The organism is Vibrio sp. 10N.286.49.E11 (assembly GCF_041469505.1).
Taxonomy (GTDB): domain Bacteria; phylum Pseudomonadota; class Gammaproteobacteria; order Enterobacterales; family Vibrionaceae; genus Vibrio; species Vibrio crassostreae_C.
This window is the reverse complement of sequence record NZ_JBFRKQ010000054.1, coordinates 20691-41047: the sequence shown is the minus strand read 5'-3', so window position 1 is coordinate 41047 and position 20357 is coordinate 20691. Positions and strand designations below refer to the sequence as shown.

Annotated in this window: 18 protein-coding genes and 4 pseudogenes; 9 read left to right on the top strand and 13 right to left on the bottom strand. The window is 43.6% G+C overall.

Annotated elements, in window-relative coordinates:
• Window positions 1–194: 194 nt before the first annotated feature.
• From AB4167_RS12385 to AB4167_RS12375, 3 genes are all read left to right on the top strand, one after another.
• Window positions 195–533 carry a cytosolic protein gene (locus AB4167_RS12385; protein ID WP_372136590.1) on the top strand — a complete coding sequence of 113 codons (339 nt, stop codon included), beginning with the start codon at window positions 195–197 and terminating at the stop codon, window positions 531–533.
• An 83-nt stretch (window positions 534–616) separates the two neighbouring features.
• Entirely contained in the window at window positions 617–1489 is an 873-nt protein-coding gene (locus tag AB4167_RS12380) for a patatin-like phospholipase family protein (protein ID WP_017070388.1), read from the top strand.
• A gap of 15 nt (window positions 1490–1504) precedes the next feature.
• Entirely contained in the window at window positions 1505–1873 is a 369-nt protein-coding gene (locus AB4167_RS12375) for a hypothetical protein (RefSeq protein WP_372136589.1), read from the top strand.
• A 167-nt stretch (window positions 1874–2040) separates the two neighbouring features.
• On the opposite strand, the gene AB4167_RS12370 is transcribed toward AB4167_RS12375, so the two are convergent.
• From AB4167_RS12370 to AB4167_RS12360, 3 genes are all read right to left on the bottom strand, one after another.
• Entirely contained in the window at window positions 2041–2721 is a 681-nt protein-coding gene (locus tag AB4167_RS12370; RefSeq protein ID WP_017065459.1) for a haloacid dehalogenase type II, read from the bottom strand.
• Window positions 2722–2918: 197 nt separating this feature from the next.
• Entirely contained in the window at window positions 2919–3722 is an 804-nt protein-coding gene (locus AB4167_RS12365; RefSeq protein ID WP_017059075.1) for a MetQ/NlpA family ABC transporter substrate-binding protein, read from the bottom strand.
• Between the two features lie 331 nt (window positions 3723–4053).
• Complete coding sequence (locus AB4167_RS12360; protein ID WP_017059076.1) at window positions 4054–4962, bottom strand: dienelactone hydrolase family protein; 909 nt, start codon at window positions 4960–4962, stop codon at window positions 4054–4056.
• Between the two features lie 411 nt (window positions 4963–5373).
• Here AB4167_RS12360 and AB4167_RS12355 point away from each other — a divergent pair, with 411 nt between their 5' ends.
• Window positions 5374–6000 carry a type II secretion system protein gene (locus tag AB4167_RS12355; RefSeq protein WP_372136588.1) on the top strand — a complete coding sequence of 209 codons (627 nt, stop codon included), beginning with the start codon at window positions 5374–5376 and terminating at the stop codon, window positions 5998–6000.
• An 11-nt stretch (window positions 6001–6011) separates the two neighbouring features.
• On the opposite strand, the gene AB4167_RS12350 is transcribed toward AB4167_RS12355, so the two are convergent.
• Window positions 6012–6467 carry an Lrp/AsnC family transcriptional regulator gene (locus AB4167_RS12350; RefSeq protein WP_017059083.1) on the bottom strand — a complete coding sequence of 152 codons (456 nt, stop codon included), beginning with the start codon at window positions 6465–6467 and terminating at the stop codon, window positions 6012–6014.
• 142 nt (window positions 6468–6609) lie between these two features.
• On the opposite strand from AB4167_RS12350, the pseudogene AB4167_RS12345 reads away from it, so the two are divergent.
• Window positions 6610–8421, top strand: a pseudogene (locus AB4167_RS12345) (PLP-dependent transferase).
• Window positions 8422–8537: 116 nt separating this feature from the next.
• Here the strand turns inward: AB4167_RS12345 and AB4167_RS12340 are convergent.
• Window positions 8538–8780, bottom strand: a complete 243-nt coding sequence (locus AB4167_RS12340) for a hypothetical protein (RefSeq protein ID WP_017068564.1) — start codon at window positions 8778–8780, stop codon at window positions 8538–8540.
• A gap of 406 nt (window positions 8781–9186) precedes the next feature.
• Here AB4167_RS12340 and AB4167_RS12335 point away from each other — a divergent pair.
• Both AB4167_RS12335 and AB4167_RS12330 read left to right on the top strand, forming a co-directional pair.
• Window positions 9187–9498: pseudogene (locus tag AB4167_RS12335) on the top strand (biotin/lipoyl-binding protein); the annotation flags it as partial.
• Window positions 9486–10301, top strand: a pseudogene (locus AB4167_RS12330) (DUF2955 domain-containing protein); the annotation flags it as partial. The pseudogenes AB4167_RS12335 and AB4167_RS12330, both read left to right, overlap by 13 nt.
• Here the strand turns inward: AB4167_RS12330 and AB4167_RS12325 are convergent.
• Window positions 10298–11182, bottom strand: coding sequence for a LysR family transcriptional regulator (locus AB4167_RS12325; RefSeq protein ID WP_372136587.1), 885 nt, complete (start codon window positions 11180–11182; stop codon window positions 10298–10300). The pseudogene AB4167_RS12330 and the gene AB4167_RS12325 sit on opposite strands and share 4 nt — an antisense overlap.
• Before the next feature lie 164 nt (window positions 11183–11346).
• Between AB4167_RS12325 and AB4167_RS12320 the strand changes: the two genes are divergently transcribed.
• Window positions 11347–11847, top strand: coding sequence for a nuclear transport factor 2 family protein (locus AB4167_RS12320; RefSeq protein WP_017059088.1), 501 nt, complete (start codon window positions 11347–11349; stop codon window positions 11845–11847).
• A 197-nt stretch (window positions 11848–12044) separates the two neighbouring features.
• A complete protein-coding gene (locus AB4167_RS12315) occupies window positions 12045–12791 on the top strand; it encodes a nuclear transport factor 2 family protein (protein ID WP_017059089.1) in 747 nt (248 codons plus the stop codon).
• A gap of 156 nt (window positions 12792–12947) precedes the next feature.
• On the opposite strand, the gene AB4167_RS12310 is transcribed toward AB4167_RS12315, so the two are convergent.
• From AB4167_RS12310 to AB4167_RS12280, 7 genes and pseudogenes are all read right to left on the bottom strand, one after another.
• Complete coding sequence (locus tag AB4167_RS12310; RefSeq protein WP_136982574.1) at window positions 12948–13922, bottom strand: GGDEF domain-containing protein; 975 nt, start codon at window positions 13920–13922, stop codon at window positions 12948–12950.
• 330 nt (window positions 13923–14252) lie between these two features.
• A complete protein-coding gene (locus AB4167_RS12305) occupies window positions 14253–14501 on the bottom strand; it encodes a hypothetical protein (RefSeq protein WP_372104626.1) in 249 nt (82 codons plus the stop codon).
• Between the two features lie 378 nt (window positions 14502–14879).
• Window positions 14880–16049, bottom strand: coding sequence for an MFS transporter (locus tag AB4167_RS12300; RefSeq protein ID WP_372136586.1), 1170 nt, complete (start codon window positions 16047–16049; stop codon window positions 14880–14882).
• Window positions 16050–16177: 128 nt separating this feature from the next.
• A pseudogene (locus AB4167_RS12295) lies at window positions 16178–16516 on the bottom strand (LysR substrate-binding domain-containing protein); the annotation flags it as partial.
• Window positions 16517–16604: 88 nt separating this feature from the next.
• On the bottom strand, window positions 16605–17330 hold the full coding sequence (locus AB4167_RS12290) for a metallophosphoesterase (protein ID WP_372133197.1): 726 nt from the start codon (window positions 17328–17330) through the stop codon (window positions 16605–16607).
• Between the two features lie 79 nt (window positions 17331–17409).
• Window positions 17410–17904 (bottom strand): YcxB family protein, encoded by a 495-nt coding sequence (locus AB4167_RS12285; protein ID WP_102320053.1) that lies wholly within the window; start codon window positions 17902–17904, stop codon window positions 17410–17412.
• 455 nt (window positions 17905–18359) lie between these two features.
• Window positions 18360–20354, bottom strand: a complete 1995-nt coding sequence (locus tag AB4167_RS12280; protein WP_017059098.1) for a choice-of-anchor X domain-containing protein — start codon at window positions 20352–20354, stop codon at window positions 18360–18362.
• Window positions 20355–20357: the final 3 nt, after the last annotated feature.

Below are 20357 nucleotides of genomic sequence, written 5' to 3'. Positions count from 1 at the left end.
ACCTTATACCAAACCAAAAAAACAAATAGACTCAGTCGGTTAGACATTAGTCGTAGAGTCGGACGACTAGTATTAGACCCTGTAGATAGTATGTGTCTGGTTATTTGTAGTCCCTTAATTTCTCCCACGTTCTGCACTTGATAGTGATAGAATCTCCGCATTAGAGTTATCGAGAAACTAGGTATTTATAAACAATGTTTATCCATCACGTAAATGGCATCGACTGGCTGGTAATTACAGCCTTTGAAGAACTGAAAACTATGTTTATCGAAGATGCAGGCCAAATCCCAGCTTGCTTTTCTACCGCCAGCGAGTTGAGCCTGATTGATCAAGCCAAACGCAGTTATGGATTTTTGCCTAAACTCCGTGGTGTGATCACCGATACCGGCACTTTTCAAAGTAGAGATATTGAAGAAGATTTGAACCCACAGCTTGCGTGTATCGTTGAAGGGCGTGGTCGGGTTTTTATCTATCACGGCGACTACGTGGCTTTTGTCGATGACGAGCAAACCTTCATTACCCGTATGGACTGAGAGTGATTCAGTGAGTTGAGATCGGCGAATTGGTAAATCGGCGAGTTAGCCCACCTAGAATTTAAAACTAAAGGATTAATATGATGGCAAAAACGATCTCATTGGTACTTGGCAGTGGTGGCGCAAGAGGCTTGGTTCACGTTGGAGTCATCCGCTGGTTAATTGAGCATGGCTATCAGATAAAATCCATTTCTGGCTGTTCAATTGGTGCACTTATCGGTGGTGTCTACGCTGCAGGCAAGTTGGATGAATTTGAAGAGTGGGTCACCAGTATCGACCAAGGTGATATGGCGATGTTGTTAGACTTTTCATGGCAGTCGAGTGGTATGTTCAAAGGGGACAAGATCATCGACACTCTGCGTGGACTGATCGGCGAGATTTCAATTGAAGATCTGCCCATCCCTTATACCGCAGTTGCCGCTAACGTCGCCGATGAAAAAGAGGTTTGGCTGCAATCAGGTTCTCTGTTTGATGCCATTCGCGCCTCTATCTCTTTGCCACTGTTCTTGACCCCTCACGTTATCAATGGAGAAGTGCTGATTGATGGCGGCGTTCTTAATCCCGTACCGATTGCGCCTACCTTTGGTGATAATACAGACTTTACACTGGCTGTGAATTTAGGTGGTGAACCTGAAATGGTTAAACAGGAAGTGATACCGGTTTCCCTGCCAACAAAAGAGAGCAACCTGCATGAGAAGGTTGTGCATTTTATCGATAACCTCGGTAGCAGTGTAAAAAGCAAAATGAGCTTCAACTTTGCTTTTTACGATATTGCCAACCAAGCATTTGATGCGATGCAATCGACCATTGCTCGCCAAAAGTTGGCCGCTTACCCCGCCGATATCACGCTTGAGATCCCACGCAATGCGTGTGGCACCCTAGAGTTTGATCGCTCACAAGAGATGATCGACAGAGGCTACCACTTAGCACAGGCTAAACTGGGCAATCGACTTTAATGTATTTGCTGCTGAATGAGGGTAACTATGGAAACTGAACTCAAACTATCTGAACTCAAAGAATTGGTCACAACAAAAGATGTCATCGTGCTCACCAGCATAGAAGAGCCTGCTGTATCTTGGTTGATAGATTGCTATAAAGAGAATGCTGATATCCAAATTATCGAGAACGCACACCAACTAGATACTGAAGCGATTTTGTCGCAATGCAGAAGCAGCCTTAACGAAAGTAAAAAGGTCATCCTTACAGCGCAGTTTCGTAGTCAACTGCCTATCATCAATATCGCTTCACTGTGTAATGAGCAGCGCAAATCATTGATCAATATTGAGCTATCAGGCTGGGATGAAGACAAACGCGTTCCTCATTCTTACAGTAGTTTCTAGCTTATATTTGTTGCTAGGTAACTGCAGTTTTTAGGTAACCGACAGCGTCTCTATAACCAGAGCAGTTCAACACAAGGTTGATCAAAGCGGTTAAGTCAGTGTCCGGAATTTGTTGACCACTACAGGGTGGTTGTATCGAATCAGGAGTAGAAAAGTCTCTTGAGATTTTACTTGTCTAAATTGTGCTTAATTATTTGTTCCACCACACCATTCATCGTCCTTGAGCTAATCTCCGGTTTCAAATACAAGGAATGATACTCAACTCCTGTTCGGTCTATATAGGCTGCTTGTAAGCCAGCGGATAGCGCACCATGAGTGTCCCAATCATGAGTAGCGACAAGACGAAGGTTTTCGACAGGCTCTTTTAAAGTTTCGGCTGCAAAGTTATACACATCTGAATTGGGTTTGAAACTGCCTGTTTCTTCAACGGAAATGACGGTGTCGAAATAATCTTCTAAGCCTGAGTTCTTGATTTGAGAAGTGATGAGATCGAGGGATGAGTTGGAAAAAGCGACGGTTTTAAACCCGTTCTCGCGCAATTTGAGCAAAGACGCTTTGATATCTGTGTGCGGTGGTAGATTGGCAAAAGAAGTTAACAAGGCACCTTTGCTTTCCGCCGTTAAATCACACTTGTACCGTTGTGCAATAGCGTTGAGCGCTGCATTCGCTAATTCAGAAAAAGTAGATTTTACGTTTGTTGCGATGCAAACCGTTGAAGAGTGTAAAAGCTTTGAAAACCAAAGTGATAATGCATCCTCCTTTCCAAACACCGCTTTAAATTTAGGCTGTAATGACTCCAAATTTAAAACCGTTTCGTTTATATCAAAAAGTATCACTTCTTTTTTCATGCAAAGCCCCCAGATTTAATTGAATTTTATGCTTACATAATCTGCTCTGACGATATGGTTTTCAACCTCCATTCAAGTAACTAAAGCTTTGCTCTCTAATTTGAAAAGAAGCTGGAATGCGTCAACGACAACCCGCCAACTCAAATCTGGCGTTGCTTTATGAGTATCATGCAACGCCAAATCTGAAACGATTTAGCTTAATTTGCGGCTTCGATGGTGCCTTTGAAAGTGCTGTCTAAAAAGTCATTGATCTCTTGTGAGTGGTAAATTGAGATAATCTTTTTATACGTTTCATTATTTTTGTCTTCTTCTCGCGCCGCAACAACCATCACTGCTAAAGGTGCGTCTTTTTTCTCTAAGTAAATGCCTTGTTTCTTAGGGTCGAGTCCAGCCGACATTACATAGTTCATGGTGATTGCAGCAGCATCTACATCGTCAAGAGAGCGGGGTAGCTGCGCGGCATCCACTTCAACAAATCGAATGTTCTTCGGGTTGCTAACAATATCGTTTAAAGACGCGTTGAAACCAGCGTTGTCTTTTAATGAGATCAGCCCTGCATCTTCAAGCAGTAATAGTCCACGCCCGCCATTCGTTGGATCGTTTGGAATCGCGATTCGAGCGTTTTCGGGAATAGAATCAAGCGAAGTGTACTTGTTCGAGTAAACGCCCATACGCATCAAAATTGAACGTCCGATAGAAACTAACTGGCTATCGTGATTGGCATTAAAGTTATCGAGGAATGGCTGATGCTGGTAACTGTTCAGTTGGATACTTCCATCATCTAATGCTGCGTTAGGGGTGATATAGTCTGAGAACTCGACGAGTTCAATGTTTATCCCTTGCTTTGCTGCTTCTTTGGCAACAGCTTGTACAACTTGTGCATGTGGGCCAACTGTCGCCCCAATCTTGATGACAGCCTCGTCTTTTTTTCCACATCCTGTTACACCGAATACGAAAGCTAATGCCAACAGGGATGCTGTGATTTTTTTGTAGCTGTTCATGATAACTCCATTTAATAAATAAAAGACATGTAGACGTCTAGCTATCTATATTATCTATTTGCGCGATCGGGTCAATAGGTTTGTTTGAAGCGAAGTTACATTGATGAGCGGTTAAGTCAGTGAATCAACGAGGCTTCTGTACGTGAGACTCGACCGACAATCCCCTTCTAACCCCCTTGGTTTACATCTCAAACCTATTGTTGGTAATGGGAAAAGGGAGGAACTGATTACCGACCAACAAAGGCCTCGCGAGTGCGAGGCCTTTTGGGTTTTGTAGGGAATAGGGCAGTCACTCGGAATCTAAAGAAAACGGGTTCAGTAAAGCTAACTATTAAGAAAGCTTTTGGTTAAAGAACTCAAGTGTACGTTTCCAAGCTAACTCTGCTTCTTCTTCAGCATAGCGGCCAGTTGAATCGTTATGGAAGCCATGGTTCACGCCGTCATAGATGTAAGCTGTGTAGTCTGCTTCGTTCTCTTTGAGTTCGGCTTCATAATCTGGCCAAGTCGCATTCACGCGTTTATCGATTCCCGCAAATTGGATGAGCAAGGGGCCTTTTACATTTTTTCTTAAATCTGGTGCGGCAGGAGTACCATAAAATGGAACGCCTGCATCGAGTTGCTCTGGCATGACAGCGGCCAACATATTCACGATATAGCCACCGAAGCAGAAACCGACTGCGCCTAGCTTACCGTTACTTTTTTCATGGGACTTCAAGAAGTTTGCCGCTGCGATAAAGTCTTCTTCGATTTTCTCTTTTGATAGCGACTTCTGCATCGTTCGACCTTCATCATCATTACCTGGATACCCGCCAAGCGAATAGAGTGCATCAGGTGCAAACGCAATAAACCCCGCCGCTGCGAGTCGTCTTGCCACATCCTTTATGTATGGATTGAGGCCTCTATTTTCATGAATGACCAATACAACAGGCGCATTGCCCTCTAACTCTTTGGGTACAACCAAGTAACCATAGCCTTCGCCGTGTCCTTTAGGTGAAGGAAACTTCTCGTAGGTTGCTTTGATGGAAGGGTCATTGAAAGAGACTTGCTCTGCCTGCGCATAATTAGGAATCAGTGCAGAAGTTAGCGTCGTCATGGTTAAGCCAAGTACAGCTAGCCCAGATAGACGAGCCATAAACTCTCTGCGATCAATCAGGCCGTGTGCATATTCGTCGTACCAATCAAATGCTTCTTGAGGGATAGATCGAGTCGGCGTTGATTGAGATTCGGTATTTGGATTCATAACTTTTCCTTGTTGTGAGTTGTTTGACCAATCAACTATAGTGGAAAATTTGATGTAATTGAACGATCGCTCAATAATTTTTGAGCTATTTGTTATATCAAAGTACAAAAATTAGATGACAGTCCGATAAAACGATCACTTCGAATCGATTTCCATCGCTTTGGTTTGTTTTACGGAGCAATTCAATACAAGGTTGATTTGAGGGTTAAGTCAGTGAAGTCGGGTGTGATGATTGTTTGTTTTTAGGGAGGCTCTAAATCGAAGTTGGGCACATTAGAGCTAGGCTTATTTTCCGCAGACATGGACAAGTAAGTTTCAATGCAAAACGCTTGATTTTACTCTGGTATAATCTTTCCTTATAAGGGAAGCCATAGCGTTATTAGAACCGTTTTGATGAGAGATAAAAAATAGATGTTAAGACTTTTGCGTCAGATAGAAAAATGGAAACTTGCATCGTTTAGTTTACTCATGCTCATTGCCGCATTTTTTATCTACAACCAGATCGGTAATCGTATTTCCCGTGTCGATGAGGCAACATTTTTGATCGGGCAACTGAATACTGTCTTGGATGCAGCGGAGCAATATTCTCGTGATAATGGCTCTCTGCCTCCTATTGCTTCCGATACCGATACGAACTTCGGCTACTTAAACATCAATCACTTAATTGCAAATCCGGGCTTATCCACATGGAAAGGGCCGTACCTACCTTATGAAGATACATGGATAGGTGGCGATCAGTACATCGACCACCCAGATTACATAGCAACGCAATTACTGCTTAAGGAAAAGGATAGTCTTTGGATAAGAGGAAGCTCCGAGACAGGTTGCGAATCGTCATCATCCACTTGCTCTGTTGCAGCTTGTATCTGGTTGGTACCAACAAAAGTCGCACAAGAAATTAATAAGATTGTGGACGGCAGTTCGAGTATAGAAAGCTCAGATGCGACAGGAAAAATACGTTACGAAAAAGCTTTTGGTGGCGCTCTTATCTGTATGATTGGAGATGATTATCCAATGCCTTCAGCACAGACAAATTAAGTCGTTTCTAATTACCTCACTGGCAACTTGGTCTTAGTTTTTACCTGACCGAAGGCGAAGCTGGATTCAATAGAAGCAATATTAGGCAGGCGAGTTAGTTGTTTACGGATGAACTGCTCGTAGCTTTTTAGCGATTCACTGACTACATGCAATAGGTAGTCGTGATTGCCCGTCATCAGAAAACACTCTAACACCTCGTCAATCACTTCAATGTGCTGCTCAAAGTCTCGCATGTTCTCTTCTGTCGGCTTTTCAAGTTTCACCAACACAAACACATTGACTGGCAGGCCACACGCTTCTTGGTCGACACTGGCGTGGTAACCACGAATTATCCCTTGTTTCTCTAATGCTCGAACTCGGCGTAAGCAAGGAGAGGGCGACAGTGCTACTCGATCGGCCAACTCTTGATTAGACAGCCGAGCGTTGTTTTGCAGTTCAGCCAGTATTTTCTTGTCGATCTCGTCCATTGGCATAATCCATCAATATTGAATTTAGTTTGGCAATATTATTGCTCAAAGTGTATGTCTTACTTCGCAAATAGCAATTTTTAACATCTGCCCAAAACTAAAATTAAAGAAGGAACAACAAGCATGGAATGACTTAGGAATTATGAATACTTCAACTCAACTTAGCCCGCTGCGTAAAACCACCAAACACGAACAAGCAGAAGCTCTTGCCGTTGAGCAAGCAAAGCATTTTGGTATCGACCCAAATAGCGATTACGGCATCACGCTGATTGAACTGGCGACGACACTGTACCAAGCCAATACCAAGACACACGATCTTTGGGCATTGACGGTTGATGGACTTTCAGAGCTCGATAAAAGTGACCGAATCGCTTGGTTTAACGCCAAACGTTTTTTGTCATTCCAGATCGCTAAGATCCTCGATAATCTGCAAAACCCAATGCGCGCCACTTACCAGTCTATTGCCACCAATAATGGTAATTTTGCGTCTAAAGGTGCGTATCCAATTTTCGATAATGTCGCTGCTATATTTTCTGCAAGCCCTGTGATTACACGTACCGCGACCTATTTGTTTGCGTGTACAGAATGGATTGAAGATGCGTTTAACGGTAAAGAGCCGTTGCACGATATATATTCTCGACTGCTTAACCCTACATCGATTTCACTGGCTAACCATATGGTTGATATCGAGGCAGGCTCTAGAGCCAACGAATACCTCGCATGGAACTTTAATTCGGGTATGGCGGCCATTGATGGATTGTTGAGCCATTTACTTGGACATGAAGACATAGTCTTGGCTTCACGTAATATCTATGGCGGTTCTTACCAGTTGTTGGAAGATTGGTTTGGGAAACCGTCTAACCTAAATGTCGCGGTGGAGTGGGTGGATGGTTACTCCGGTGATGAGTTTGCGACGCGCCTTGATGAGGTTGCTCATAAATACGCAGATCGCATCGCTGCGGGTAAGAAAATCTACGTCTACCTAGAGTCACCGTGTAACCCGCATGGATACGTGTTGGATGTTGCTAGCATTAGTAAAGCTGGTCACTCTCGTGGTTGGGACGTAATTGTTGACTCGACAGTGGGGACTCCATTGCTGCATCCAGTACTAAAACGCGACGATGTGGCTGAAAGACCCGATTATGTGATTCACTCCTACACCAAAGAACTGGCGGGTTCTGGCACCACAACGGCTGGAGTTGTGATTGGCCGCAACGAGACCATGTTTATTCCAAAAGGAGAGGAGGTCACTTTCACCAAGCCCAACGGTGATGAGGCCAAAATCCTATGAAACGAAACGCTGTTTTGGAATGTGTACTACATTAAGGGTGCATTCCTAGATGCAGATAAAGCGTTTGAAGTGCTCAATGGTATGAAAACGTATGAGATGCGAGTGGTGCAAAAAACGATTAATACACTGACTCTCGCGAAGATCTTTGATGCTCACCCTGACATCAACGTATCGTGTCCTGCTTTGCCAGACAGTGACAACTATGAACACTGCCAGAACAACATGTACTTGGGTTTGCCAGCGGCGCTTTTCACAATCGATATGGAAGGTAACGGCGATCGTGCGCCAATCAATCGAGATGGATTCAAACAGTTCTTCGACATGCTTGAGCCAGCAATCGGCATGCAAGTGAGCTTAGGGCAAACCAATACCGTGGCGCTGTGCCCAGCCCTGACTACGCATTCAGAACTCAGTGATGAAGCGCTTAATGAAACAGGCATCAAACCGACCACAATGCGTATCTCTATCGGCTTGGAAGATCCGAGAATGTTCATCGCTCATATTGTCGAGGCCGCTAAATTGTCTATCGACCGCAACCACGTAGATTTCTCATCCAGCTTCCCGAGTGGTGACAATATCGATGAAATCTATATGCAAACTTATATGGATGTACACCAGAAGTTTGTGAAAAGCTTGCCGAAGTTCAGTCAGCTGAGTCAGTAACTTAGGTCAGTTAACAAGATTAGTCAGTTAAAGGCCGTCAATAAAAAAGCACCCAGCTGACTCAATAGTCGGTAGGGTGCTTTCTCGATGATCATATTGGTTTACCAAGTCACTTACTATTTTGGCTGGTGGCCTGTCTTTTTCGCAAGCTCTTGCATAGCTTCGGCAAACGTAGTTGTTCCGCCTTTCGCTTTAACCTGAACCACCTTATATCCTCGGCTTTCTAGCGCTTGACGCTCTTCTAAAACGGCTTTGTCATCTGGTTGACTGCCTTGCACAGGCTGATGAATGTAACACCCTTCTAATTGACCATCTTCGACCAGTTGGTGGTGTTTCAGTGCATTGATATCAAAATTCATAGTAAGTCTTTTCGCTTTAAATGGAGAGTCTCTGTGGCAAAGGCCGCGAGTCTTTATAATTTTATGGTTTGTACAATAGGCATTTTAACCATAAGAAGCTAGCGAAAATTAAGCAATCCAATGGAATGAAGTCGGGTGGTCTTACTTCTTCAATCTCTTATTGAACGCTGGGAAGGAAAGGGGAGGAACTGAATACGAACGTTTCAATACACCCTTATCTGACCTTTTCGTTCAACCATTGAGCGAAATCGGTACAAATCATCAACCTTTCCAAATGTGGAATCCTCACTTCTTTTATTGGCTCTGTTTTCCATTTGTGAATGGTTATAACCTAGTTTTCGTAGAAAAGAGAATCGAATAAGCCGTGAGCGCGGCGCTTTATAACGAATGAAAACTAGGTACAAGCATGAACGAAAACTTTTATAGATACGCGATTTACACTGTTTTTTCAGCGGCAGCATTGTTCTCCGCTTTTTTAGTCACCTCAGATAATGTTTCCCCCTTCACCACTCAAGCGACTTTGTATCGTAACGTAGCGACCATTGCGCCAGAAGTGTCCCGCGTAATTACCGACGTCATGGTTAGTAATGGCGAGTTGGTTGAAAAAGGTCAGCCATTATTTGCTATCGATGCCAGTAGCTACCAATTGAAAGTGGCACAAGCGAAAGCCGAACTGCATCAAGCGCGTGACTCTGATTCAGCAAAATGGCAGCAAGTACAGCGTTGGTGGTGACTGAGGTATTTTCACAGCATCCGTTTGTGGTGTGGACCATCAGCCTGTTCTTCTTCGACTTTATGCGCCGTCGAGCCACTACGCCAGCGAAGAAAGGTAAAATGTTGATGCCAACCTTCAACTGGATTTTGATTGTGGTGTTTGCTCAGCATACCACCATGGATATGCCGATGCGTATTCATGAAATTTTGGTATCCATGTTGATTACCATGGTAGTAGCAAAAACCATGGTGGCTCTGTTCCCTGTTGAGCAAGGAAACAAGCCTCCTGTATTTAAAGAACAGCCTGTCACATTTGAGAGCAGAGCAATTTCACTCGCGTTGATTGGTCTTGGTTTGGCATTCTTGATGATTGTCGACATTATCTCTGCAACGTTCTGCATGGTGCCAGTGATTGCTGCTGCAACCCAAACCACACACAAAAGCTTTATCGACGTGGTTGACCGCCGTTTTCAAACTCAAGTGGGCGGCTGTGCATTCGCCGTGGTGTTCACCTTGTTGATGGCAGGGCATCAATCTACATTCGGTTACTACACCATAGTGTTGGGTTTATTTGCCTTTATGATCACCGCATCAATGGCCAAAGCGAAAGGTTCAGCCAGAGACATTCATGCCGATGCGTTATTGGCGACTATGCTGCCGATTCAGTTGTACATGACCAGTAGCAATTTAGGGTTGGAAAGTACCTTCCTACGCGCTTGGGAGCTGACTGTGACTTTGTTTGTGCTGTGGGCTTTGTGTCATTTTGTTCGTAAGCCTAATGGTGAAGAGCCGGCACTCGTTCGCTAATAATCAAATCCGGCCAACCGATTATGGTCTGATTTGATTGCGCCTTTCATAAAATTAAAAAATGCTTTTACTTTGGCTGAATCTTCTAAATCTTTATGAGTCATCATCCATAGGTCTGTATTTTGGTGCATCACTTCCATATCTACTCTTTGCAGAGTTCCCTTACTGTTACCTAAAAAGCAGGGTAAGTAGGCTAACCCCATCTGATTTTCAGCCGCGATGATCAGGGGCTCAAAAGAGTCGGCTTTCATGACAATTTTGTCTTCCGAAATCAGTTCAGAAACCTGTAGCGAAGCACTGCCTCTATGCATCATTAACCAAGATGCAGACTTTAAGGGGTGCTTACTCTTAAGGCCATTTATATATTCTGGCGATCCGTAAACACCAAAGGCAATTTTACTTAACTTGGTCCCAACTAAATGGGCTGGCAACTCATTTGCCGGGCGAATCGCGATATCTGCATCTAGGTGTGAAATATCCAATTGACGAGATGTGAGGCTGAGTTCTAACTGAATTTTTGGATAAAGCCGATGAAAAGCAGCCAAATGAGTACCCAGAATGAGGCGAGATAACGCATCGGTCGTCGTTATTCTTAGCGTACCTTCTAGCTTCAATTCCTGTCCAAAAACCTTGTGCTCCAATTCTCTTACTGTGGATTCGATAGCGAGAGCTGACTCCAGAAGCTTTTGCCCTTCAACCGTTAGTTTGTATCCGGTAGGAAGTTTATGGAAAATTTGTAATTTGTGACGATACTCAAAGGTGTCAATACGACGTAAAACGGTGCTGTGGTTTACACCAAGTGCTCTTGCCGCGGCCGACAGGGATCCTTCATTCGCCACTGTTAGAACATATTGCAGGTCATCCCATCTTATGTTGTGCATTTGCGCATATCCAACGTGTTCAATTAGTGAGTTTACCAAAAATTTAGCACAGCTATAGTTATCTCAACAAGGCAACAAACAGAACTGAAGTTCAAAGCATGCACTGATGGCACTTTTAATCTCCCACGCATTGAGCTTCAAAATTGACAATCAGGAGAAAGAAAATGTTAAAGAAAAATCTACTTATCGGTCTAGCGAGTCTTCTGGCTTTCTTTCAATTCACTCCAGCCCTTGCAGATGAAACAAAAGCAGTCGATTCAGCAAAGACACTAGAAACGGCTCAAGCATTCTTATGGGCGGCAGGCTCAGGTGATATGGCAAAACTCGAGTCATTAATGGCCGATGATTTTGTCTGGCACAACGAAGGTGACGCCGACATCCCTTGGATCGGTAACTGGGAGTCAAAAGAAAAAGTGCTCAACACTTTCTTTCCTCTATTTGGCGCAGGTTTGAAAGTCACAAGCTGGTCAACAGACTATAGTTTTGTAAACGGCGACCAAGCAGTATTCATGGGCAGCATGAGTGCCATTGCGAATGAATCTGGTGTAGACACGGGTAAATTCAGCTGGGCGGTTCGAGTTCAGGTTGAAGATGGCAAAGTGAAGAGTTGGAACTGGTTTGAGGATAGCTACGCAGTATCTAAAGCTTATCACGCCAAACAGTAACCACAGTGACCAATTAGGTTGTAAAGGCTCGATATGCTGTAGACGTATATCGAGCTTAACTTGGTTTTGAATAGCGACGCGAAGAGCCTATTCAACAATCCGACAGTTAAAAGGACACCTGAGACAATCTAGTTCTGAGTTTCAGTGTACGAGCCAAATAACGTACTTTGGCACTATTAAGTTTGGAGAAACTATCTATGAGCAATAAGCTAGCGAATGCGACTAATCTGTATATGGAAGGTATCCGAGATGGTCATGCATTAGAGGCGGTAACGAAGTACACCGGTCAACGTTATACTCAACATAGCACTGGGGTTCGCAACGGTATTGATGGTTTTGTTGAGTTCTTCGAACCGTTCTTAAAACGCTGCCCTGTTAGAGACATAAAGATCATACGTTCAATCGTCGATGGCCAATTCGTGTTTGTTCAAGCATTCCAAGATATTAATAATGGCGAATATAAGTGGGTGACTACGGATCTATTCGATACCGATAATGACGATAAAATTATTGAACATTGGGATGTGATTTCTGCCTTCGAAGCTCAACCGACGGAAGGGGAAGGTCGACTGCAAGGGCCAATCAATCATACTGACTTAGATAAAACAGAGGAGAATAAGAACCTTATCCGTGATTTTTTATGTGATGTCATGGTACTAGGGCAGAAAGACAAGCTATCAAAGTATCTCCAGCACGAAGAGCTAGCCGTTTATCAAGCCTCAGATGTGAGCCCTTTAGATAGCTATATTGGTGGCTATGACCAAGTGTTCAAGATTGTCGGTCAAGGTAACTTCGTAGCAGCTTACAGCCGAGTTATTGATAATGGTCTCGAGGTTGCGCGTTTTGATCTATTCCGAGTTGAGGGAGGTCAAATTAAAGAGATATGGGTAAACCAAGAGCCCGTGCCACCAAAAGCAGAATGGGTAAATGGCGGGAAGTTCTAGAGTCGCTTTAAGGGAGTTACGCCAATAATGCTATCGCTAAAACAAACCGAAAAAGCGCATCCTTGCTAACCTTACTGGTTGTGTGTGTTTAACCTCTTGAATCTTAGCCAACATGTTTTGTGATGGAAGAATATTTACACTGTTTTACAACTCGGCTTAACGCTCCACAATGCAATCGCGCCCTTGAGATTTTGCGTCGTATAGGGCGTTATCCGCTCTTTTAATTAATGAATTCCAGTCATCGTTTATGAGGGCTTGAGTCACTCCAATGCTGACAGTATACGTGCCAGAAGAGAGCTCTTGATTGGAGTTGTGTTTTGCGTGGTTTCTTATTCTTTCTGCTATCTGCATTGCTTGAACTTTATTCGCTCTAGGTAACATGACAACAAACTCTTCTCCACCATAGCGAAAACAGAAATCGCTTGTGCGGCATGTATCTTCAAGAATTTGACCAAAGTGCTTAATCACATCATCTCCCTTGTCATGACCATAGGTATCATTAATTTTTTTGAAGTGATCTAGGTCGGCAATCAGTACAGAAATGTCACTCTCTCGGCCTGGTTGAACAAGCTTGGGTATCAGTTCTGCTAGGCCTCTACGGTTATAAAGGCCGGTTTGTTCATCAGTGATCGATGAACGATAGGTCTGCTTCAACAAACGATCAGTTAAGATCCAAAACACTGAAAATGCGAGGCTAACAATTGTGATTGTCATGATAACGAAAGACAATTTATGAATATCTGATATCAGGTAATAGTTCGAGTTCGTTCCTTTGGTATGAGCAAGTACGCCCCGAATTGCCATATAGAGAATGTTGATGAACAGGGTCAGGTTCAACAGGCACTTTGCTTCTCTGTTATCGTGCTTTTCCCCTGAATTGTTTGCACAGAGGGCTAAGATACAGATTGTCACAACGAGAATACTTCGAGCCTCGATCCTAGAAGTAACAGAAGGCGCAATTATGGCGCTATAAAGGAAGAAGCTAATGCCAAGGGAGCTAATGATGATTGATATTACGAGAAAAGATCGACTTGCTCCTCGTAACACGGTTATGCCGACGAGTAGTAAACCAAAAGCCGTTGCGTATGCACCCTGAAGATTGAGTAACGCCGAACGAAAGTGGGGTAACACTGGCTCCTAACAGCAAAGCAGCATAAGCAATATAATTCACCCCTAACGTGGTGCCTGCGAGTATATATTTATGCGTTAACAACATAGCGCTCGCAACCGTGGCTGCTAACAAAGAGGTATATATAGCTAAGGTGTGAACATCCATGAAATCACCAACAACGTAAAAAATGAACTCCTCAATTCAGTATTGCGCAATTTGTATTATGAATGTTTAGTAGTTAATCATTATTAAACCATATGCTGATGCAGATCAATTTATGCTCAGGTGTGTTTGTAAGTGTCGGCAAGGTACGAGTTATTCCAGACCCCAACTTTGGCTTTGTTATACCTTTATTTTAAATTCTCTAAGCCTGATGTATCGACGCCTTTTAAGGTGTCTTTTGCTACTTCACCTAAATCCGTCGTTGTAGATTTTTGAGGATAACCAGCAGCGGCACCTTTACCGATCGCTGTTGCTTCTGCTTGTAGTTTTTTCCCCTCAGATTCACCCGCGATCCAGCCTTGTTTGTAGTCACTGTCTGATTCAAAACGCTTTCCATCTTTTATGTAGTTTTCGAAGCTATTGCCGCTTTCTTGCATGCCGCTATGCCTACCGTCATGAAAACCTTGTATCTAAGAGGTGTTGTGACCACTCTCAATCAAAGCACTATCACTTGTTCCGCATCCGGACAAAAGAAAAACCAATAAGATTAAAAACAGTTTATTCATACTCAAAGCCTCGGAACTCAGTCGTCTAAATGATAAGAATAGACCAAGATCATCTCGCAAAGGCATAACAGCGCTCTAGGCGGGAAAGCTTGTTTGAGAATCATGATATTCAAAACTTGAGAGAGTAGAGTTACTACTGCCTTATTAGATCTAGAACGATAGCAAATCACTGGGTGGTAATTTGCTATCAATTACAGAGTGAATATCCGTTGTGCATATTGGTAAGTTCAAGAATTAAGACGAGGTGACTTATTGCTTATTTGAACGGTTAACGATAAAACTCAATATCACGACTGCAATACTAAAGCCCACAACACCAATCCAACCCGCACGTTCAAATACCTGAATTCCCACAAATGAACCAAACGCACCACCGAGATAGTAGCCAAGCATATAGATTCCGTTGATACGACTTTGAGCTTGTGGGTCAATTGAGAATACGCGTACTTGGTTCGATACTTGAGCGCTAAATACCCCAAGGTCGATGAGAATGATACCGACGATCAATCCAGCCAATGTGTCAGCGAAAAGCCCCGATATAATAAAACCAGCAGTAATAATAACTAACGCCATACTGATCATGTTTCGAGAGCCAAACTTGCTCACCAGTGACCCTGAAACTTTTGCTCCAATGACTCCAGCAAGAGCAATAACACCAAACATTCCTGCCTGTTGTGCATTGTAGTTAAACGGAGATTCACTGACATGCAGAGCTAACGTCGCCCACAGCGCATTGAACGAAGCAAACCAAAGCGCGCCAGTTAAAGCGGAAGTACGCAGTGTCGCATGCTGCTTGATTAACGTGGCCATGCTCGCAACCAGTTTAAGGTAAGGTATTTTCGTTGTCGGCGTGTTCGTCGGTAAAAAGGCATACAGCAACACACCAAAGACCATCGCAATAATTGCTGACATCATAAATACCGCGCGCCACCCAAACTGCTCACCGATGAACCCACTGAGTGTACGCGAAAGCAAGATGCCCACAGTTAGGCCTGTCATTAATGTGCCAATGACTTTTCCTTTCGTTTCTGGAGTACTTAGTGACGCTGCAAATGGAATCAGCTGCTGAGTGATGTTGGCACTCAAACCAATCGCAAAACACGCAACAACCAGATCCACTAAGCTAGATGCAGTAAACGCGACAAAAGATGACAACACCAACATGACAGACAAGATCGCTATTAGGCGTCTGCGGGGTAACGTGTCTCCTAAGGGCGATAAGAATAGCAATGCCACGGCATAACCAATCTGACCGGCAGCTGGCACTGCGCCTAGCTGTTCGCTTGTTAACCCTAGCTCTGCGCCGATCTTAGGTAAGATGGGTTGGTTATAATAAAGGTTTGCAGCAGTTGCCGAGACTGCGCTCGACATCAGTAATAAACGTCCTGTGCTCAACACTTCTGTAGTCAATTTTGACATGGTGACACCTTAACTTTGGTTCATCGTTTTAATGAATGATTTCGATGAGCTAAGTCTAAGGTTAGCGATTGAATAACAAAAATAACCATTTGATTTAAATTCTATACGAATATGGTATAGATAACTTTCTAAGCCATGTTTTGTTGAATCGCCTCAATTTCACTCTGTACGACAGCAACAAAGACACTGGCTGTAGGGGATAGAGTATGCGAATGGTGTGTCATCACTAATGGCATTTGTACGTCCACAGATTCAAGATTAACAAATACACATCCCTCACTGCGTAAATCACGAATTGCATGCGGTGCGATAGATACACCTAAGCCAGAAGAGACTTGGGTTAACACGGTTTGCATGTTGTTGGGTTGTTTTTTTATATTTGGAGAGAATCCAGATAGGTCACATTGAGTAATGATTGAGTCAAATAATCCTACCGCTTGTTCACGTTCAAATAAGATAAATTGAATCGCCGCAAGCCTCTTCTATTGGTATAGCTCTATATAGTTTGGTTTATTTGAAAGCTAATCTATGAGGTTTAAGACAGTAAGATAGGGTTCAAAAATAGACAGCTTGGTAGTTGATGGAATCAGTACAGAACGAGATTCGACTTAATCCTATCTTCTCGCTGCGATTGTATTCATTGATCGAGTGGTCAAAGCCATAGGCTGTCGACGGGGCCATATATTGAGTTATGCCTTGCTGTGTCGCTGTTATTTCATCATGGCCATGACCGCAGAACACGTCACGAACGCGATATTTTCGAAGCACTTTCATCACATCAGTATCGTTCTCTAGGCGGATCGCTTTCATCCAATCTGCACCGACTGGAATGACAGGGTGGTGAACAACCACGATAGGATCATTGGCCTTTCTCAATTGTTGTTTTAGCTGAGCCATGCCGCGGTTATCAATACGCCCTGAACCAAGTGGGTGGCGGCTGTCTAGCGGCTTGAAGCTTGAGTCTAGGAACACAAACTCTCGTTCACCGATGGTGGCTTTGTCGGTGACATAAATCGTCGAGCCTTTTAGCTCTGTGCGCATTAAGCGAGAGTCATCATGATTACCCGCAATCACGTAAATGGATTGGTCGCTAATGTGTTGCCTAATGAATGCCTCTAATCGAACGTAGTCGCCATACTTTGGGTTACAACAAATATCACCAGTCAGAAAGATGGTCTTGCATGCCGTGTCTTTGTTGACGTATTCCAGTGCTCTACGCAGGTTCTCATAGCTGGATTCATCGGAAAGGTGGCAATCACTGATTTGGTACACGGTATTCATTGTTATTGTCCGGTAATTCGATACGTAGAATTAAAAGTGATAGAAAAATGCCTGCTAAATCAGCAGGCATTTATTGGTGTTATTTCGCTTTTGATGCGGCGTGGTGTTCAATCATGAAGGCAATGGCTTCATTGCTTAAACAAGATTTACTCACATATTGGCGCTGTTTACCGATATGCAGGATAAAACCAAGATTGGTCTGCTCAAGTTGGTCGATGTCACTCCACGCGATGGTGTTGGTCGCTTTGTGGTTTTTGTAACTTACTCCGTTAGCGTCACCTTGAAAGACAATTTTGCTGCCTGCGCCTGAGCTGATCTTTTGTCGCCATAACCACCAGGTTCTTTTGCAGTACACACTGAATGCTTCAATCACACTCAAAACGATAAAGAACCAGCCAACATAGCCGTTAGGTAATAGTTCAAACTCCAGTAGAACCACACCAAAAATAAGAAACAGTATTCCTTTTAAGTAGGCTTTTGGAAATTGAGTCGGAAGGCTAGTTTGATCATAACACTCCGCGAAAAACGTCTTGTCGAGTTTGTATTCTGTAGTGAAACCGGGTTCTTTAGACATGTGAGGCTACTTTATGGTTCTCTGTGAATGGGCTGTCAGTGGGCAGGTGTCCCACGCTGCAATTTTGCAACTTGATTATTGTATCGCTTCTCACTGTTTTTATTTAGATATTTTGGCTCTGTTTTGTAAATCGATGATACTTAACGGGTCTATTCTAACTTTAGCTATCAGACTAGTGTAGGGGCATCTTTAAAGTCACCTAAAAAATTGGTGATGGGATGGATAGACCTGTGGAGTCACCCGGTTGTTGGGACTACTGGCATTTTTGGATAAAACTTCGATCTCATTTTGTTGGTTGATGGAGTCTATAGTGATTAGTGTGCTTTATCACTGCTGTTGAGGGTGCTCTAACAGAATAAATATATGAAGCTTGCAAGGTTCATCACCGTTCACTCTGAGAGGCCATACCCAAAGCGATACCTTGGGCATGGCCTTATTCTATTTCAGTTTTAGGATCAGTACTCGATGAATAATGACACCTGCTTAACGTTAATGAAGAAACTTCTTTCATAGGGAGAAGAGGTAAGAGCAATATCTAGTTTGTTCAACCCAGACACTCTCTTCTCATTTAATGCTTCTAATAGTTTAGAGTTGGTAAACCTAAGCGTTTGACCGGCTTCTACGTTGTTGAATGTAGTGAGTGGATTACTCCATGCTGCACATATTGTAAAAGACTCACAGAACGTGTCGTAATCCAGTGTGTTTGGAGACCAAGTTTGATTAACGATATGCGCAGTTACATTGTTGAATGGAAATTGAAGAGTTGAATCTCCGAAATCAACAATAAGCGTTGCCTGTTTAATTTTCCCTCGAACCTCACTTAAGTCAAAACTCGCTAGTGTTTCGTAGTCGTATGGGATTGAAGCCCCCGCTCTTAAGTAACCACCGACACGATGTTGCGTGACATGTGTTGCCGGGGTTGCTTGCCAGTTTTCTCTTTCCAAACCGAATAGGTTAGAGGGGAGGGTCACATTCACTGGCGGACTGAAATCAGAGGCTTGGTATGGTGGAGTTTGACCGAGAACTCCTTGTCGATAGGAGTCAACGCCACTGTAGATTAGCAGTGCGTTCAGTTCATAAGGACCATCGGCTTGCTTAAACGTGTCACCAGGAACGGTAAACTTGATGGTGTTTTCGCCAGCCTCAAGCGGTTCTTGGAAACTCACTAGCTCTAAATACTCTCCGGCTGCACCAACGATATTTACCGAACCTGTGTAAGTTCCACTGCGCGTAACATGGATAGGAAACTCAAAACTCAGCGAATCAATGTAGGTTCCATCTTGCGACATAGTCGGTGTGGTGACTAAACTCCCCGTGACTTCAATCGGTTCGCGGCAACGCTCAAAAGATGCTAAATCAATAAATTCTTCAAACTGAATTCGAGGGGCTGAAATTCGTATGTCATCTTGAGTGATTGCGTAGATGATCGTCGGGTTGGAGGTCAAAGTAGACGCTGAATCAAACGCGCCAAAAATATCTTCAGTTGAGTACTGTAGAGTGACGATTTGCTTCGCAGGTTTGAGTTGCAGACGTTTGCTTGTGTTCAGCTCGTCAATTCCATCGGTGAGGTAACCATGAATGGCAAAATCCCCCGCGGATTTAACATCAAGTTCCAAGCGCTGCTCTAAGGCAATAACACAGCCTTCAGAGGAAAACAGTGGAGCGAGTGAGAGGCTGACAAATTCAATGTCAGAGGGTAGTACGTGGATTTTTTTACTTGTCTGGCGAGTGATAGTTGTTCCATATTCTTCAAAAGACGTTATGCCTTCAATTAGATAATCCCCTTCAGCGGGTGGAACGAAAATATTGCTGTAGACACCATCTTTAGCAATAGCATCGAAATTGACACCCTCATCTTTAAGCGTCAGGCGTGTTTTTATTCCAGCTTCATCAATGATCACTGCGCTGGTTTGGGCACCTGTGATTGGATTCCCTTTGTTTGTCAGTAATGCAGAAACGGGAACTGGTTCACCGACCACAAATTGGTTTGCAGCTATCGCCATGCCAAACGCAATAGGGGATTGGATCGCAACCTGAGCAATAATTACTGTGTTGTAACTTGGGTTTGGAAAATCAACGACGATCTTCCATTCGCCAGGTTCAGGGTTAGTTACTTCAGGCAAAAATAAATAGCTGCCCGGTAGCGGCGGACTTTGTGTGTCACCTGAAAGTATGTTCGCTTGCACATCATTGGATGATGTTGCGACTTGCCCGTTAGGCTTGACTAAGTATACGGTTGCATCATCCAACGGCACGATGATTTCTGCTTTTAGGGCTTCCGCTTTGTCGATGGTAAATAGCATTGTGACTTCGTTATCGTTACTAGTCACTGGTTGAGATAGTGTCGTGCTTGTACTCATCCCAACGGGTATTGCATTACTGGCGATAGCCGGTGTGATGAAGGTACAGAAAAGACTGAACACCATCACTAATTGCTTGATGAATTTCATTGT

Bases quoted from the DNA above. Each gene is read 5' to 3' on its own strand.
- AB4167_RS12370 (WP_017065459.1), bottom strand. From the start codon at position 2,721: ATGAAAAAAGAAGTGATACTTTTTGATATAAACGAAACGGTTTTAAAT.
- AB4167_RS12325 (WP_372136587.1), bottom strand. From the start codon at position 11,182: ATGCACAACATAAGATGGGATGACCTGCAATATGTTCTAACAGTGGCG.
- AB4167_RS12280 (WP_017059098.1), bottom strand. From the start codon at position 20,354: ATGAAATTCATCAAGCAATTAGTGATGGTGTTCAGTCTTTTCTGTACC.
- AB4167_RS12285 (WP_102320053.1), bottom strand. From the start codon at position 17,904: ATGTCTAAAGAACCCGGTTTCACTACAGAATACAAACTCGACAAGACG.
- AB4167_RS12290 (WP_372133197.1), bottom strand. From the start codon at position 17,330: ATGAATACCGTGTACCAAATCAGTGATTGCCACCTTTCCGATGAATCC.
- AB4167_RS12365 (WP_017059075.1), bottom strand. From the start codon at position 3,722: ATGAACAGCTACAAAAAAATCACAGCATCCCTGTTGGCATTAGCTTTC.
- AB4167_RS12320 (WP_017059088.1), top strand. From the start codon at position 11,347: ATGTTAAAGAAAAATCTACTTATCGGTCTAGCGAGTCTTCTGGCTTTC.
- AB4167_RS12300 (WP_372136586.1), bottom strand. From the start codon at position 16,049: ATGTCAAAATTGACTACAGAAGTGTTGAGCACAGGACGTTTATTACTG.
- AB4167_RS12340 (WP_017068564.1), bottom strand. From the start codon at position 8,780: ATGAATTTTGATATCAATGCACTGAAACACCACCAACTGGTCGAAGAT.
- AB4167_RS12315 (WP_017059089.1), top strand. From the start codon at position 12,045: ATGAGCAATAAGCTAGCGAATGCGACTAATCTGTATATGGAAGGTATC.
- AB4167_RS12375 (WP_372136589.1), top strand. From the start codon at position 1,505: ATGAGGGTAACTATGGAAACTGAACTCAAACTATCTGAACTCAAAGAA.
- AB4167_RS12380 (WP_017070388.1), top strand. From the start codon at position 617: ATGGCAAAAACGATCTCATTGGTACTTGGCAGTGGTGGCGCAAGAGGC.
- AB4167_RS12355 (WP_372136588.1), top strand. From the start codon at position 5,374: ATGTTAAGACTTTTGCGTCAGATAGAAAAATGGAAACTTGCATCGTTT.
- AB4167_RS12385 (WP_372136590.1), top strand. From the start codon at position 195: ATGTTTATCCATCACGTAAATGGCATCGACTGGCTGGTAATTACAGCC.
- AB4167_RS12305 (WP_372104626.1), bottom strand. From the start codon at position 14,501: ATGCAAGAAAGCGGCAATAGCTTCGAAAACTACATAAAAGATGGAAAG.
- AB4167_RS12350 (WP_017059083.1), bottom strand. From the start codon at position 6,467: ATGGACGAGATCGACAAGAAAATACTGGCTGAACTGCAAAACAACGCT.
- AB4167_RS12360 (WP_017059076.1), bottom strand. From the start codon at position 4,962: ATGAATCCAAATACCGAATCTCAATCAACGCCGACTCGATCTATCCCT.